The organism is Aeromonas sp. FDAARGOS 1410, from assembly GCF_019048745.1.
In the GTDB taxonomy this organism is placed as follows: Bacteria; Pseudomonadota; Gammaproteobacteria; order Enterobacterales; family Aeromonadaceae; genus Aeromonas; species Aeromonas jandaei.
Genome location: NZ_CP077401.1, coordinates 1,706,387 through 1,720,678, shown reverse-complemented (window position 1 = coordinate 1,720,678; position 14,292 = coordinate 1,706,387). Strand labels below are relative to the sequence as shown.

General features: G+C 60.9%; 15 protein-coding genes and 1 riboswitch. Of the genes, 4 read left to right on the top strand and 11 right to left on the bottom strand.

From position 1 onward, the window contains the following. Nucleotides 1-12 precede the first annotated feature (12 nt). On the bottom strand, nucleotides 13-1,134 hold the full coding sequence (locus tag I6L40_RS08270; RefSeq protein ID WP_071912107.1) for a diguanylate cyclase: 1,122 nt from the start codon (nucleotides 1,132-1,134) through the stop codon (nucleotides 13-15). 247 nt (nucleotides 1,135-1,381) lie between these two features. Between I6L40_RS08270 and I6L40_RS08265 the strand changes: the two genes are divergently transcribed. Next, nucleotides 1,382-2,779: a nucleobase:cation symporter-2 family protein gene (locus I6L40_RS08265; RefSeq protein ID WP_042032987.1), complete on the top strand. Its 1,398-nt coding sequence runs from the start codon at nucleotides 1,382-1,384 to the stop codon at nucleotides 2,777-2,779. A gap of 78 nt (nucleotides 2,780-2,857) precedes the next feature. On the opposite strand, the gene I6L40_RS08260 is transcribed toward I6L40_RS08265, so the two are convergent. Then, on the bottom strand, nucleotides 2,858-4,234 hold the full coding sequence (locus I6L40_RS08260) for a sodium:alanine symporter family protein (protein WP_071912108.1): 1,377 nt from the start codon (nucleotides 4,232-4,234) through the stop codon (nucleotides 2,858-2,860). Between the two features lie 107 nt (nucleotides 4,235-4,341). Beyond that, a riboswitch (glycine riboswitch) is annotated at nucleotides 4,342-4,452 on the bottom strand. A 507-nt stretch (nucleotides 4,453-4,959) separates the two neighbouring features. Between I6L40_RS08260 and I6L40_RS08255 the strand changes: the two genes are divergently transcribed. Next, the gene (locus I6L40_RS08255) at nucleotides 4,960-6,111 is read left to right on the top strand and encodes a type III PLP-dependent enzyme (protein ID WP_071912110.1); all 1,152 of its coding nucleotides are present in this window, start codon (nucleotides 4,960-4,962) and stop codon (nucleotides 6,109-6,111) included. A gap of 70 nt (nucleotides 6,112-6,181) precedes the next feature. Here the strand turns inward: I6L40_RS08255 and I6L40_RS08250 are convergent, their stop codons facing one another. After that, nucleotides 6,182-7,150 carry a calcium/sodium antiporter gene (locus tag I6L40_RS08250; protein ID WP_043849393.1) on the bottom strand — a complete coding sequence of 323 codons (969 nt, stop codon included), beginning with the start codon at nucleotides 7,148-7,150 and terminating at the stop codon, nucleotides 6,182-6,184. A 125-nt stretch (nucleotides 7,151-7,275) separates the two neighbouring features. Next, nucleotides 7,276-7,749 (bottom strand): peroxiredoxin, encoded by a 474-nt coding sequence (locus I6L40_RS08245; RefSeq protein WP_071912112.1) that lies wholly within the window; start codon nucleotides 7,747-7,749, stop codon nucleotides 7,276-7,278. Between the two features lie 141 nt (nucleotides 7,750-7,890). On the opposite strand from I6L40_RS08245, the gene I6L40_RS08240 reads away from it, so the two are divergent. After that, nucleotides 7,891-8,817 (top strand): phenylacetate--CoA ligase family protein, encoded by a 927-nt coding sequence (locus I6L40_RS08240; RefSeq protein WP_071912114.1) that lies wholly within the window; start codon nucleotides 7,891-7,893, stop codon nucleotides 8,815-8,817. 54 nt (nucleotides 8,818-8,871) lie between these two features. Here the strand turns inward: I6L40_RS08240 and yfcD are convergent, their stop codons facing one another. Next, a complete protein-coding gene (gene yfcD, locus I6L40_RS08235; protein ID WP_071912116.1) occupies nucleotides 8,872-9,354 on the bottom strand; it encodes an NUDIX hydrolase YfcD in 483 nt (160 codons plus the stop codon). A 197-nt stretch (nucleotides 9,355-9,551) separates the two neighbouring features. Here yfcD and I6L40_RS21145 point away from each other — a divergent pair, with 197 nt between their 5' ends. Then, nucleotides 9,552-9,770 carry a DUF1107 family protein gene (locus I6L40_RS21145; protein WP_071912118.1) on the top strand — a complete coding sequence of 73 codons (219 nt, stop codon included), beginning with the start codon at nucleotides 9,552-9,554 and terminating at the stop codon, nucleotides 9,768-9,770. 53 nt (nucleotides 9,771-9,823) lie between these two features. Here the strand turns inward: I6L40_RS21145 and I6L40_RS08225 are convergent, their stop codons facing one another. From I6L40_RS08225 to I6L40_RS08200, 6 genes are all read right to left on the bottom strand, one after another. Then, nucleotides 9,824-10,138 carry a DUF2845 domain-containing protein gene (locus I6L40_RS08225; protein WP_071912120.1) on the bottom strand — a complete coding sequence of 105 codons (315 nt, stop codon included), beginning with the start codon at nucleotides 10,136-10,138 and terminating at the stop codon, nucleotides 9,824-9,826. Nucleotides 10,139-10,328: 190 nt separating this feature from the next. Beyond that, entirely contained in the window at nucleotides 10,329-10,940 is a 612-nt protein-coding gene (locus tag I6L40_RS08220; protein ID WP_033115749.1) for an FKBP-type peptidyl-prolyl cis-trans isomerase, read from the bottom strand. Nucleotides 10,941-11,111: 171 nt separating this feature from the next. Further along, a complete protein-coding gene (locus I6L40_RS08215; protein WP_071912122.1) occupies nucleotides 11,112-11,834 on the bottom strand; it encodes a copper homeostasis protein CutC in 723 nt (240 codons plus the stop codon). 41 nt (nucleotides 11,835-11,875) lie between these two features. After that, nucleotides 11,876-12,778, bottom strand: a complete 903-nt coding sequence (locus I6L40_RS08210) for an ROK family protein (RefSeq protein ID WP_071912125.1) — start codon at nucleotides 12,776-12,778, stop codon at nucleotides 11,876-11,878. 103 nt (nucleotides 12,779-12,881) lie between these two features. Beyond that, on the bottom strand, nucleotides 12,882-13,388 hold the full coding sequence (locus I6L40_RS08205; RefSeq protein ID WP_216995266.1) for a GNAT family N-acetyltransferase: 507 nt from the start codon (nucleotides 13,386-13,388) through the stop codon (nucleotides 12,882-12,884). After that, nucleotides 13,376-14,182 (bottom strand): M48 family metallopeptidase, encoded by an 807-nt coding sequence (locus I6L40_RS08200; RefSeq protein WP_042032971.1) that lies wholly within the window; start codon nucleotides 14,180-14,182, stop codon nucleotides 13,376-13,378. Before I6L40_RS08200 ends, I6L40_RS08205 begins: the two co-directional genes overlap by 13 nt. Nucleotides 14,183-14,292 lie beyond the last annotated feature (110 nt).

Below are 14,292 nucleotides of genomic sequence, written 5' to 3'. Positions count from 1 at the left end.
AAGATGCCGCCCTCAGGCGGCATCTGTCTTTCCACTGTTCTGACCCTCGACCACCACACAGTTGCGCCCCGCCATCTTGGCCTGATAGAGGCACTCGTCGGCACGGTTGATCAGAATATCGATGGTGTCGTCGGCACGAGCCATGGCAATCCCGATACTCACCGTCACCTCCAGCAACTCGTCCGAGGTGGGACTCTTTACCAGCCGCGCCTCGACCGCAATACGCAGCCGCTCGGCCATTCTGGTCGCCTGTACCGGATCGGCGTGGTTGTGCATCAGGATGGCAAACTCCTCGCCGCCGTAGCGCCCCAGCACCATATCAGGTTCCAGCTGCTCGCCGAGCGTGGTGGCCACCTCCTTGAGCACCGCATCCCCTGCCAGATGACCGTAGATATCGTTGATCCGCTTGAAACGATCGAGATCCAGCAGCATTACCGCAAAGGGCTTCTTCTTGGTCTGCAGTCGGACTCTCGCCTGTTCCAGCTGCTTCATCAGCAGGCGGCGGTTCATCATGCCGGTCAGCTCGTCGGTGGTGGACTCCCGATAGAGCCGCAGCAGCATATTGAGCTGACCGCACTGCACCCAGCAGCTGGCCAGGGTAAACATGCCGAGCACCCAGATCTGGTTCAGCGTGGCCTGGCTCCAGAGGCTCTGCCCCACCAGCAGCCAGTACCCCAGCAGCATGGTCACCAGCACCACGCCAGCCAGCTGTAGCCCAAGAGAGAGCGGGATGGGAAAGATGGCAAACAGGGTGATGAGCAGATAGGGGAAGACGGCATAACCGGCCTGCAGCTCCTGCTCGCTGCCAAAACTGTGCAGGCAGAAGAGGGAGAAAATCATCATCACCATCATCAGATAGCCGAGCGCCAGCTTCATCCGCTCGCGACGAAAGTGAATGAGGTAAGAGAGGGGGATCAGCGGAGAGAGTGCCAGAGTGCAGAAGATGCGGGCCTGAAACAGCTGCTCGAAATGGGGGGCAGGCAGAGTAATCCAGTCCACCACGGCCCAGGCCGGCAACCCGGCCATCAGCAGACAGGTGAGCAGGCGCAACCGCACCGTCATAAAACCCATACGGGTACGGGTAAAGTCTTCGGAGTGAACCCTCGCACTCCAGAACTCTGACAACTTAAGCATCCAGAGTCTCCACGATTAATTACCGAGGGCTCATTCTACACCTACAAAGTGGTAAAAATGTCATTAGCGAGGGGAATAAAAAGGAGAGGACGATCACACAAACCGACAGATGATAACGACACCGCGCAAACGTTTCAATACACAGAAAAATAAACCTTTTTTCTCTTCATTAACGCTGGCCATCCCCCTCTCGATCACTACAATAGCGCCCAATTTTTCCCCCTCCCCCCACACAGTCGAGGTACATATGGAACAGGCAGCAGTCACACGCGCCAATCGAGAGGCACATCCACCCAGGCGAGCCCATAGCGAACTGGTCTATGGCATAGAGGATGTCCCGCCTCTGCCCCAGACGCTGTTCGCCGCCCTGCAGCATATGCTCGCCATGTTTGTCGCCATCATCACTCCTCCTCTCATCATCGCCAATGCCCTCGGCCTCCCTGCCGCCGACACTCGCTATATCGTCTCCATGTCGCTGGTCATGTCCGGCATCGCCTCTTTCATCCAGACCCGCCGCTTCGGCCCCATCGGTTCCGGCCTGCTCTCGGTACAGGGCACCAGCTTCAACTTCCTCGGCCCCATCATCGCCTCCGGTCTCGCCCTCAAGCAGGCGGCCATGCCCACCGACGATCTGCTGGGCACCCTGTTCGGCACAATGCTAGCAGCCGCCCTCACCATAGTGGTGATGAGCCGCTTCCTCCATCTGGTGAAACGGATCATCACCCCGCTGGTGACCGGCATCGTCGTGCTGCTGATCGGCCTGACCCTGATCAAGGTGGGGCTCATCAGCATGGGCGGTGGCTATGGCGCGCTGGCAGACGGCAGCTTCGCCAGCCACACCAACCTCTTCCTCTCCCTGCTGGTACTCGGCCTCATCGTATTGCTGCAGCGCAGCCGCAACCCCTGGCTGCGCCTCTCCGCCATCATGATCGCCATGCTGGCGGGCTATGCCGTGGCGCTGCTGCTGGGCAAAGTGAGCGCCCCCACCTTCGATGGCCCGCTGGTGATGGTGCCCATTCCGCTTCACTACGGTCTCGGCTTTGACTGGCAGCTGTTCGTACCGCTCGCCATCATCTTCGTGGTGACGGCGCTCGAGGCGATCGGTGACATGACCGCCACCTCCGACATCTCCGGCGAGCCGCTGGAAGGGCCTGTCTATATGGAGCGGATCAAGGGCGGCGTGCTGGCCGATGGCGCCAACTCCATGCTGGCAGCGCTGTTCTCCACCTTCCCCATGTCCACCTTCGCCCAGAACAACGGCGTTATTCAGCTGACCGGCGTCGCCAGCCGTCATGTCGGCCTCTTCATCGCCGCCATGCTGGCCCTGCTCGGCCTGTTCCCTGCGGTAGCCAGTCTGGTACAGCAGATCCCCGAACCTGTGCTGGGCGGCGCCACCATCGTCATGTTCGGCACCATTGCCGCCGCTGGTGTGCGCATCATCTCCCGCGAGGAGCTCGACCGCCGTGCCCTGATGATCCTGGCGGTGTCGCTGGCCATGGGCCTCGGGGTAGCGCAGGTGCCGGAAGTGCTGCAGCACCTGCCGGAGCTGGCCAGAAGCGTGCTCTCTTATGGCGTCGCCACCGGCGGCATCACCGCCATCGTGATGAACCTGCTGCTGCCCAAGCGCAGCAAACAGCCTCTCTGATCCCGCGACGAACAGAGCGCAATAAAAAAGCCACGACCCGGGTCGTGGCTTTTTCCGTTTAAATCGATTGTTGCGGGATCAGGCGGTCTGCGGTTCCGGCTCGGCTTCGCCATCCTGTTCGCGACTGAAGTAGGCGCGGGTCTCGGCAATCACCACGTGGCGCAGGCCAATCAGACCGATAAGGTTGGGCACCGCCATCAGGCCGTTAACGATGTCGGCCAGCAGCCAAATCATATCCAGATGGAGGAAGGCACCGCTCGCCACCAGCACCAGATAGATGAGGCGGTAAGGTTTGATCGCCTTCACCCCGAACAGGTACTCGGTGCAGCGCTCACCGTAGTAGTTCCAGCCAAGGATGGTAGTAAAGGCGAAGAACAGCAGGCCAATGCTCACCAGATACTGGCCGATATGGGCATCAAGCCCCTGGGCAAAGGCCTGACTGGTCATGGCGGCGCCGCTCACATCGCCGCTCCACACCCCGGTCACCACCAGGGTCAGGCCGGTCATGGTGCAGATGATGATAGTGTCGATGAAGGTACCGGTCATGGAGACCAGCCCCTGCTCCACACAGGAGTCTGTCTTGGCCGCCGCTGCCGCGATAGGCGCTGAGCCCAGTCCCGACTCGTTGGAGAAGACCCCGCGCGCCACCCCGGACTGGATTGCCAGCATGATGCCGGCACCGACGAAGCCACCGGTCGCCGCATGGCCGGTGAAGGCACTCCCGATCACCAGCGCGATCGCCTCCGGCAAGGCACTGGCATTGTTCACCAGCACGCCCAGACAGGCGACGATGTAGAAGATGGCCATGAAGGGCACTACCTTGCTCGACACGCTGGAGATGGACTGGATGCCCCCCAAAGTCACCAGCGCCACGATCAGGGTCAACACCACGGCAGTCGCTTCACGGGGCACCGAGAAGGAGAGGCTCATGGCATCACTGATGGCGTTCACCTGCGGGAAGGTGCCGATGCCGAAGAAGGCGACGCCGATGCCGAACAGGGCGAACAGCTTGGCCAGCGGCCTGGAGCCGAGCCCCTTCTCCAGATAGTACATGGGGCCGCCAGCCATCTGGCCGTTGGCATCCTGCTCGCGATATTTGACCGCCAGCAGACACTCGGCGTACTTGGTAGCCATACCAAACAGCGCAGCCATCCACATCCAGAACAGGGCACCCGGGCCGCCCAGCTTGATGGCGGTGGCGACCCCGACGATGTTGCCGGTGCCGATCGTTGCCGAAAGCGCGGTACAGAGGGCGCCGAAGCTGGAGACATCCCCCTGCTTGCCCTGGCCCTGATCGCGGCCAAAGACCAGACGCAGAGCGAGCGGCAAGCGCACCACCTGAAGCAGACCCAGACGCAGAGTGAGGTAGATACCGGTCCCGACCAGCAGGATCAGCAGGGGTGGCCCCCAGATAAAGCTATCGATGGCGGTTAACGCCGATTGAATTGATGACATGCATCCTCCTTAAGAAACAAAAATTAAGGAGGAGAAGGATGATCTTCCCATAGGTGTCGCGATCGGCCAGAGGCGATCGGATGCGGGCCAAGCCCAGGTACAACCATCCCATCCCCTCTGTCCTTTTGCCTGAGAGTTTCCGGCGCCAGATTGCGATGCAATCATGGTGCCTTGCTCCTTCGGCGCCCGATTAAACGGGTCTCTCCAGAGTATCGTCCAGTAGCAGTCCACACCGGTTGCCCGGTACCTGAAAGATTCACTTCTTCGGTGGATGGTTGCCCATCGCTCTCCTGCTACCTTCATCCGAACTAATTTGGATTAGGAAGCGGGCATGTTAATCCAAAAAATGTGAGCTGTCTCGCACTTGGAACCCCGCTGCCGCACTTTTTTGCCCTGCGCTCAAACCCTCGCCAACATGTTAAATGTTAGTTAACTATCAACAAGTTAAGCCCGAACGGCAGCGAAACGGTTCGATCAGGAAAGTGGCTGAATTGATAGCAATCCTCTCAATCGTTTCGGCCAGAAAAACTTGCCAACATATCCAATCAAATAGCTTGCACACAGAGTCAATAAGCAGATAATCCGACGCATAACCAAGCACTTTGCCATCAATTTATGCACTGTGTTCGGTTGGTCCCACCGGACCGCTCGCCTGACCCGGCCGTCGCCGGTTCAATCGCATATGGCTTGGGCATATCACGCCCCCTAAGGATGACCAAAAGAGAATGAACGAGACCCTGGTAGCACAAGATTACCGTCAGCTGGTTGAACAATTCGGCTCCCCCCTGCTGCTGCTCGACAAGGCAGCCGTCCGCAAACAGTATCGGGCGCTGGCCACTGCCCTGCCCGATGTACGATTGCACTATGCACTCAAACCCCTGCCCCACGAGGCGGTGGTCTCTGTCTTGAAGGAAGAGGGGGCCTGTTTCGATCTGGCCACCAATGGCGAAGTGGATCTGGTGCGCAGTCAGGGGGTTCGCCCGGGACGCTGCATTCATACCCATCCCATCAAGCGCGACAGCGATATCCGTTATGCGCTGGAGTTCGGCTGCACCGTGTTTGTCTATGACAACCCGCTGGAGCTGGAAAAGTTCATTCCCTACAAGGACGAAGTGAAACTGCTGCTGCGGGTCAGCTTCCCCAACCCCGAGACCAAGGTCGATCTCTCCAAGAAGTTCGGCTGCACCCCGGAACAGGCGCTGCCACTGTTGCAACTGGCCCACGCCAAGGGGATCAAGGTGATGGGGCTGTCGTTCCACGTCGGCTCGCAGGTGCCTCACGCCCGTCGCCATGTGCAGGCCATCGACGCCTGCCGCGAGATCATGGAGCAGGCCTGGGCGCTCGGCCTCAAACCCTGGGTGCTGGATATCGGTGGTGGCTTCCCGGTCGATTATGAGGGTGGCGAGTTCGATATCGACGGCTTCTGTGCCCCGATCCGCGAGGCGCTGGCCAAGCTGCCCGCAACCGTACAGAAGATTGCCGAACCGGGCCGCTTTATCAGCGCACCGGCCATGACCTCGGTCGCCAGCGTGATGGGCAAGGCCCACCGCGGTGACAAGATCTGGTACTACCTGGATGACGGCCTCTATGGCAGCTACAACGGCCAGCTCTACGACCACGTCACTTATCCGGTGAGTACGCCCTATGCCAGCGGCGAGCTGCACAACTCGGTACTCTCCGGCCCCACCTGCGACAGCGTGGATGTGATCCGCGAGGGCATCATGCTGCCGGACCTCGAGCTTGGCGAGCTGGTAGTGGGCAAGGTGATGGGCGCCTACACCTGGGCCTCCGCCTCCACTTTCAACTTCTTCCCCAAGGCGAGCATCCTCATTCTGGACAGCAGCCAGAAGGGACAGAAACTGGTGGCTGTCGCTTAAACGCCGCCAACAGAATGCAAAGAGGGGAAGCCATGGCTTCCCCTCTTTCGTTGCATCATGCCCGATATGGCTAGACGAACTGGCTGCCCAGCAACCAGCCGGTGTAGGCGACGAAGCAGGTGAGCAGCACGCCCCCCTCCAGCCGGTTGATGCGGCCCTGCCCCTTGCGGCCCAGACACATCACCAGCAGCAGCAGGGTCAGTCCCATCATGATGCTCCAGTCGCGGGAGAGCACTTCCGGCGCCACATCGAGCGGGTGAATACCGGACGCAATCCCCACCACAGCCAGGGTGTTGAACAGGTTGGAGCCGAGCACGTTGCCAAGGGCCAGATCGTGCTCATTCTTGCGAATGGCGATGAGGGACGAGGCCAGCTCCGGCAGCGAAGTACCGATCGCGACGATGGTGAGACCAATCACCAGATCGCTGATGCCAAGCGTCTGAGCGATGGTCACCGCCCCCCACACCAGCAGGCGGGAGGCGCCGATCAGCAACACCAGCCCGACCACCAGCCAGAAGATGGCGCTTTTGAGGGACATCCCCTCACTCGCGATATCCTCTTCGGTCTCTACATCCAGCGCATCTCCCTTGCCATTCATGCCAGCCCAAATGGACCAGCCCATCAGGCCAACAAAGACGACACCCAGAATGGCGGCATCCATCCGGCCAAGATGGCCATCCAGCAGCAGGGCACCGGAGAGCAGGGTAATGCCGAGCAGGATCGGGATCTCCTTGCGCACCACCTGAGAGGCGACCGCGATGGGGCTGATAAGCGCCGTCAGACCCAGGATCAGCGCGATATTGGTGATGTTGGAGCCATAGGCGTTGCCAAGGGCCAACCCGGGATTACCCTGAGAGGCTGCCAGCGCGGAGACCACCATCTCGGGGGCCGAAGTGCCGAAACCGATGATCACCATGCCGATCAGCAGCGGCGGCATGCCGGCATAACGGGCGGTTGCCGCCGCCCCGTCCACAAACTTGTCAGCACTCCAGACCAGCAGCGCCAGTCCGGCAATCAGGGCAACAAAAGCCAGGGTCATACAGTCTCTATCCCATCGCCAGTAAACAGGAGCGCCAGCAAAAGCTGCTGGCGCCATTGGAAAGTGGCGCCCAGTGTAACGGCGCCGCCTGTCAATTCAAGGGAAAATCAAACAACGATTAATCGCTACAGTCTGCTCAGCAGACTCGCCGCATCGGAGACCTCGAACTTGCCGGGCACCTCCACAAACAGCTGCTCTACCACGCCATCGTTGGCGATCAACGCAAAGCGCTGGGCACGCACGCCGCCAAAGGCACCGGTCTCTTTGGCAAGTCCCAGCGCCCGGGTCCAGCTGCCATCACCATCGGCCAGCATGGTGATGGCCCCGGCGTTCTGGGCATCCTGCCACGCCTTCATCACGAAGGCGTCGTTGACCGACAGACAGCAGATAGTATCGACCCCCTTCTCCTTGAACTTGTCCGCCAGCACCACGTAACCCGGCAGATGGGCGTTGGAGCAGGTGGGGGTAAAGGCGCCGGGCACCGCAAACAGCACCACCCGCTTGCCGCCAAACAGGCTTTGGGTGTCTCGCTGCTGCTTTCCTTCGGCGGTGATGAAGGTGAATTCGCCCGCAGGCAGGGTCTGACCAATCGCGATCATCGTGCTCGTCCTTTAGTTGAGGGGGGCCTGTGGATGAAAAGAGCCCCAGTCTACCTCACACCAGCCATGTGACACAGGCCCCTCTCTGCTGGGGCCATTTGAACTAACCTTGAGCAGGATCTGCCGACTCAGGAGGCCTTCATGCATAACCATTACGACGGGCTGGAAATTCGTCCCCCAGCCCTGCGCGCACAACAGCAGCTGGATCAGCTCAATCATCAACTCGCCCATGTCAGCCAGTATTGCTCCGGCTACTCCAGCGCCTATCGCCACTGCCGTCTCGACGATCTGGAGCAGCTCGCCTCCCTGCCGCTGCTCGACAGCACGGATCTCTTTGCCGCCCAGCAAGCCTATCCCCCCTTTGCCGGACTCACCGGTCGGCCAGCCAGTCAGGCGTTGCGGGTCTTCTCCTGCCCCGGGCAGCTGGCCATTCCCGAATATGCCGGGGCCGACTGGTGGGGGGCTGCACGGGCGCTCTTTGCCGCCGGCTTCAAGGCAGGAGAGGTGCTGCTCAACTGCCACGACTATCACGCCGGCCCCACCGCCTTCATCTTTGACAACGGGGCGCGCCAGCTTGGCTGCCCCGTGGTGCCCTGCGGCCCCGACGACACCCAGCGCCAGCTCGAAGCACTGCGGCGCTATCAACCCACCGGTTTCGTCGGCCCGCTGGTCACCCTGCTCGATCTGCTGGAAGCCGCCGAGCTGGCAGAGACCCCCACCGAATGCCTGCGCCACGCCCTGCTGTGCGAGGTGACCCATCCCGAGACAGCACCGCTCGAGGCTATCCACGGCATTGCCGCCTTCAACTGTCTGGTGTGGCAGGATGTCGGGGTGGTGGCCTACGAGAGCCGCCCCGGTCAGGGCTTTATCGTCAACGAGAGCTGCATCGTCGAAATCATCGACCCGGCCAGCGGCAAGCCGGTGACGGGGGAAGATCCGGGACAACTGGTGGTGACCAGGCTCGATCTGGAGTATCCGCTGCTGCGCCTTGCCACCGACTGGCAGGGCTACTGGCTGGCCAGACCCAGCCGCTGCGGGCGCACCAACCGTCTGCTCAAGATTGTCTAGCAGCGCAACAAAAACGGGCAGCCCAAAGGCTGCCCGTTTTTTGTGGCGGCGCTCTTAACGTCGCGCCTGCCAGGTGGCGATAGCCAGCAGGGAGTCGGGGGTAAACTCGGCGGCGCGGGCCGCTATCTCGGCCAGGCTCATCCACTGCACCTCGCTCACCTCTTCGGCCTGCAACTGCAGCGGCCCCTGATAACGGCAGCTGAAGAGGCCACCCCAGACCCGATACCCCTCCCCTTCGGCATAGAAGTCACCGAATGCCTCGAGCGGCACATTACGTATCCCCAGCTCCTCGGCCAGTTCACGCCGCGCCGAGGGTTCCATCTCCTCCCCGGTGGTGACCACGCCGCCGGCGCACGCATCCAGCATACCGGGGCAGAAATCCTTGCTGAGGGTGCGCCGCTGCACCAAGATGCGGTTCGCCGCATCGAGCACCAGAATGTAGCTGGCCCGATGGCAGAGATTCTCGCGCCTCACCCTGGCACGCTCGGCCACGCCAATCACCCGGTTATCCGCATCCACTACATCAACCCATTCCACGCGCAGACCCTTTTGCTCATCCAGTCAAAGTGCTCGCAGTATATCGGGGCCGAGCCGCTGCACCGCACAACTTTTTCATGGCCGCATTGCCGCACGTGACCGTGACCGGATTAATTGAACGCGTACAAAACCGTCATCAGCATGTCATATACGAGTCCCATCATCTCCCCCGTCCGGTTCAATCAGGGTTTGTTGTGATGAAGGTGTTCAAGCAGTTATCCCCGCGCCAGATCGCTTGCTACATCAAGAGCTTTCACCGAGGTTACTTTGCCATCGAGGCATTGGGGACATTTGAATTCAACGCCGGCAGGATCAGCCTTCACGGCCTGACCTGTCGCCAGCGGCTGAGGCTGGCCCGCCAGATCAATCTGGCGGTCAGACAACTTGGTCACCGCGACCCCTTGCCGGACATGTGAGTCAAGGGACTTGCCCTTCTGTCTGTTGTGCATCCATGCCTTTCGCCCGCCGGCTACTCGCCGCGCGGGCCATTTTCGATGTCAATCACCTTGCCGTTGCGCACGGTGACAAAGCGCATGAACTCGTTCTTGCCGAAGTTGTAGGTCCAGCGTTCGCCATATTTGACCTCGACCACGTTGCCATACTGATTCTCCTCGTTACGGGTAATATCTTCCCGCAACATCGGCTCGCCGCACTTGAGCAGCATCTCGGCGGTGCTGTCCCCTTCGGTAATGAGCGCATTCTTGCAGCGCATGGCGTCGGCGCTGGCCGGAATGCTGAGCAGCAGCAAGGCGGTCAGCACGGCCTTGTTCATGTATCTGTTCATCCTGGGTTCCTCGATTTGATCTGACGGTTTGCAGTATGCCTGCCGCCAGAGTGAAAAAATCAATCAAGAGTCGAAAAAGATGGCGGCTATCGTCCCCGATTTCATCTGGTCGCGACAACCGGTGTCTATTGAGGGGCCCCAAAAAACAGACGGCGACCCGAGGGTCGCCGTATGTTTCAAGCCAGCCGGATTACAGGATATCCAGCAGCTCTACTTCGAATACCAGCGCGGAGTAGGGCGGGATGGAACCGGCACCACGGGCACCGTAGGCCAGATCGTGCGGGATGTAGAGCTTCCACTTGGAGCCAACCGGCATCAGTTGCAGCGCTTCAACCCAACCAGCGATAACGCCGGTCACCGGGAACTCGGCCGGCTGACCGCGCGCAACGGAGCTGTCGAATACGCCACCGTGGGTGAAAGTACCGTGGTAATGCACGCGTACGGACTGACCCGCTACCGGCACGGCGCCATTGCCCTCTACCAGCACTTCGTACTGCAGGCCGGAATCGGTCACAGTCACTTCGTCGCGCTTGGCGTTGTCGGCCAGGAAAGCTTCGCCAGCAGCGGCAGCTGCTTTGGCAACCGCTTCCTGCTCTTCCTGCATGCGAGCGGTGATGACCTGGAAGGCATCGTTGATATCGTCACGGCTGACCGCGAACTCCAGACCGTTCAGGGCATCTGCCAGACCTTGCTGCAGGGCCGGGATATCCAGACCGGCGAAGGCTTGCTGCGCCAGCTGATCACCCATGTTGCGGCCGATGCCATAACTGGCTTTCTGTTCGATAGAGTCGTATTGGGACATTGAGATGTGCTCCGGGTCCAGATGATAAAAGAGACGGGATGATATCAGACTTTTTCGCGAGGTGCTGCCGACCTCGCACCTGATTTCCCCGAGCGTGGGAGAGAGTTCACACAAGCAAAAAGAGGGGCGCCAGCAAGTGGCGCCCCTCTTTTGTCCGTTTGGTCCGAAAGGTTATCGATCCAGCAGGGCGCGCACTGCCGCGACCTTGGCACCATCGGTGATATTGACCCGGCCATCATCCGAGGTACCCATATTGACGCCATGGGGCACCATACCGCCGCGCCAGCCCATGCCGGACATATGCACTTCGCTCACCCCGGTAAACTCGATGATGGTGCGCACGTTATCGGCATTGACCCCCGCCCCCGGCATCAGGCTGGCACGCCCCGCCAGCGCCTGTTGCATCGCCTGCAGATTTTCCAGTCCGGCCAGCGCGGTCGGTGCATGGCCGGAGCTGAGAATGCGCTCACAGCCGGCAGCGACAATGATCTCCAGATCGAGCCGCCAGTCAGAAGAGAGATCGATGGCGCGGTGGAAGGTGACACCCAAGGGGCCGGCGGCATCCACCAATTGTTGAAGTTTGGCGGCGGGGACCCGCCCCTCTTCGTCCAGCAGACCGACCACGACCCCTTGCAGACCGGCAGAGCGGGCCGCCGCGATATCTTGCAGCATCATCTCGAACTCACCGTCGTTGAAACAAAAATCTCCGGCGCGCGGACGGATCATGGCATAGACAGGGACGGTGGCGTGACGAGCGGCCAACTGCATAAAACCATAGGAGGGGGTCAGCCCCCCAAGCCCCAACGCAGAGCAGAGCTCGATGCGATCGGCGCCAGACTCCTGGGCTGTGAAGAGGGATTCCAGATTGTCGATGCAGATTTCAAGAGAGGTCATGAGGACTCCTTTTATCGGGGAGATCAGACCTGCATCTGATCTCATAGATTGAGCAAGGCTGCGCCCCGCACCCCACCGGCACCGCCAAAACGGGCTTCGCGGATTTCGGGCACTGCCACCCCGGGCAGCAGATGGCCGGGCAGGCGCAGCGGCAACTGTTCGTAAAGGGCAGGCAGGCCACTCAGGCCGCCCCCCAGCACCACCACCTCGGGATCCATCACCGAAATGGCGGTAGCAAGTCCGGCCGCCAGGATCTCCAGCCAGCAGTCGATGGTGGCAACAGCATGGGGCTCATGAGCCTCAAAGCGCGCCACAATCTGATGGCCGGTGGCCCGGTGGCCGTGAAAATGGTAGTAGAGGCGCTCAAGGCCTGTACCGGATCCATAGGTTTCAAAACAGACCAGACGGCCACAGCCGCAGCGGGGACGAGGCAAGTCGGGATACTTCATCAGGATGGTGGCCGGCAGCGGATAGTGACCGATTTCGCCAGCCAGCCAGTTACGCCCCTGGATCACGGTGCCTGCCAGATAGATGGCACCACCGATGCCGGTGCCAATGGTCATACCAAGCGCACTGCCGGCCCCATCGGCCGCCCCCTTGTGCACTTCCGACCAGAGGAAGCAGTTGGCATCGTTATCGACCTTGACCGGCCGCGCCAGCAGCTCGGCCAGATCAGCCCCCAGATGGCGACCATTGATGGAGGGGAGGTTCGCCGCCACTATGCTCTGGTCGTGACGGTTGAGAATGCCGGGAAAACCGATGCCGACCGCCCCTTTGACGCCAAAGCGGGTATCGGCCTGCTCGACCCGGGAGCGAACCAGCTGCAACAGCCCCTGATAGTCATCACCGGGCGTACTCATGCGCTCTTCATGGCAGAGGTTCAGGGCGCCGTCGTAGACAGCGAACGCAATCTTGGTACCACCGATATCAAAGCCGTAATACATGCCGCACTCCCTGTCAGCGAGTTCTCATCCCATCTGTTTCGGGTGACATTGTATTAATTCGCTAAAAAAATAAAGTGACCGGGGGCGAAAAACGGGAGAGAGATCAGAGCAAACGGGACATTTCCCGCTGCAGACAGGGGTGGCCAAGGCTCATCAGGGTGCGCTCCTGACCATCAAACATGAAACCGCGGCGCAGGTAGAAGCCCTCGCCGATGTGATTGCCATCGAGCAGCCACAACTTGACGCAACTGCAACCGGCGCGGCGCATCTGCATCGCCACCGCCTGCCACAGCCGCTTGCCATAGCCCTGCCGCCAGTGATCGGGGTGAAGATAGAAGGCGCGGATCCAGGCGATGGTCTCATCACCCTCCTGCCCCGGTTGCCAGTAGAGCAACCCGATAACGACGTCGTCGAGACAGAGCAGCATGGGCCTTGGCCCAGTGTCAGCGAGCCGCTGCTGCCAGATCTGCAGATGGGAAGTCACCGCCAGCTGCTCCAGCAGATCCGGGCCCAGCACCTGACCATAGGCAGCGAGCCAGCTGGCTCGCTGCATCACCGTCATGGCGGCAGCATCCTCGGGCCGCGCCATGCGCAGGCTTATGCCTTGCATTGGGGCACCAGACCCGACGCGCGAGCCTGTTGATAGAGCGGCTCGACTTCAGCCTGCTGCGCCTGCAACTCGGCAATCCGGCTCTCGTTGCTCGGGTGGGTGGAGAGCAGCTGGGGCGGATTGTTGCCACCGGAGGCTGCGCTCATGTTTTGCCACAGCGGAATCGCTTCGGCCGGGTTGAAACCGGCACGCGCCATCAGCTCCAGACCCAGCCGATCCGCTTCGCTCTCCTGGGTGCGGCCATAGGGGAGCATCACCCCCACCTGCATGCCAAGACCTAGCGCCGCCATGGTGGCGCCACGGTACTCGCTGCTGCCGAGGGCAACATCGGCGGCTGCCATACCAATACCGGCCAGCTGGCTGCGGGAGAGGCGCTCGTTGGAGTGCTGGGCCAGCACGTGAGTCAGCTCGTGACCGATAACGGTCGCCAGCTGATCCTGATTCTTGGCTACCTTGAGCAGGCCGCTGTAGACCCCGATCTTGCCGCCGGGCAGCGCAAAGGCGTTGACCTGCTTGGAGTCAAACACCACCACTTCCCAGTTGGTGATGCCGTAGCTGGCGGGCACCTGGGCTGCGACCGCCTTGGCGACGCAGGAGACATAGGCGTTCATTTTGGCATCAGTGCTCACCTTCTCCTGCTGCTTCATCTGGGCAAACGAGTCGGCTCCCAGCTGGTTCATCTGCTGGGGAGAGTAGAGCAGCATCTGGCTGCGGCCGGTCGGCGACTGGGCACAAGCGACCAGCAGGGAACTGCAGAGGGCTACCAGGCCAAACTTGGAGAGAGACGCAATCATGAAGGGGTCCTTTGCCATAACGTTGCCCTATTCTCGGAAATGCCGCCCTGCTACGCAAGGGAGCCAGCCCCCGGCTGGCGGAAAAATATCCATCCTGCGCTATTAACAAA

Excerpts from the sequence above, each read along its gene's own strand:
- I6L40_RS08270 (WP_071912107.1), bottom strand. The coding sequence starts at position 1,134 with ATGCTTAAGTTGTCAGAGTTCTGGAGTGCGAGGGTTCACTCCGAAGAC.
- I6L40_RS08265 (WP_042032987.1), top strand. The coding sequence starts at position 1,382 with ATGGAACAGGCAGCAGTCACACGCGCCAATCGAGAGGCACATCCACCC.
- I6L40_RS08260 (WP_071912108.1), bottom strand. The coding sequence starts at position 4,234 with ATGTCATCAATTCAATCGGCGTTAACCGCCATCGATAGCTTTATCTGG.
- I6L40_RS08255 (WP_071912110.1), top strand. The coding sequence starts at position 4,960 with ATGAACGAGACCCTGGTAGCACAAGATTACCGTCAGCTGGTTGAACAA.
- I6L40_RS08250 (WP_043849393.1), bottom strand. The coding sequence starts at position 7,150 with ATGACCCTGGCTTTTGTTGCCCTGATTGCCGGACTGGCGCTGCTGGTC.
- I6L40_RS08245 (WP_071912112.1), bottom strand. The coding sequence starts at position 7,749 with ATGATCGCGATTGGTCAGACCCTGCCTGCGGGCGAATTCACCTTCATC.
- I6L40_RS08240 (WP_071912114.1), top strand. The coding sequence starts at position 7,891 with ATGCATAACCATTACGACGGGCTGGAAATTCGTCCCCCAGCCCTGCGC.
- I6L40_RS21145 (WP_071912118.1), top strand. The coding sequence starts at position 9,552 with ATGAAGGTGTTCAAGCAGTTATCCCCGCGCCAGATCGCTTGCTACATC.
- I6L40_RS08225 (WP_071912120.1), bottom strand. The coding sequence starts at position 10,138 with ATGAACAGATACATGAACAAGGCCGTGCTGACCGCCTTGCTGCTGCTC.
- I6L40_RS08220 (WP_033115749.1), bottom strand. The coding sequence starts at position 10,940 with ATGTCCCAATACGACTCTATCGAACAGAAAGCCAGTTATGGCATCGGC.
- I6L40_RS08215 (WP_071912122.1), bottom strand. The coding sequence starts at position 11,834 with ATGACCTCTCTTGAAATCTGCATCGACAATCTGGAATCCCTCTTCACA.
- I6L40_RS08210 (WP_071912125.1), bottom strand. The coding sequence starts at position 12,778 with ATGTATTACGGCTTTGATATCGGTGGTACCAAGATTGCGTTCGCTGTC.
- I6L40_RS08205 (WP_216995266.1), bottom strand. The coding sequence starts at position 13,388 with ATGCAAGGCATAAGCCTGCGCATGGCGCGGCCCGAGGATGCTGCCGCC.
- I6L40_RS08200 (WP_042032971.1), bottom strand. The coding sequence starts at position 14,182 with ATGATTGCGTCTCTCTCCAAGTTTGGCCTGGTAGCCCTCTGCAGTTCC.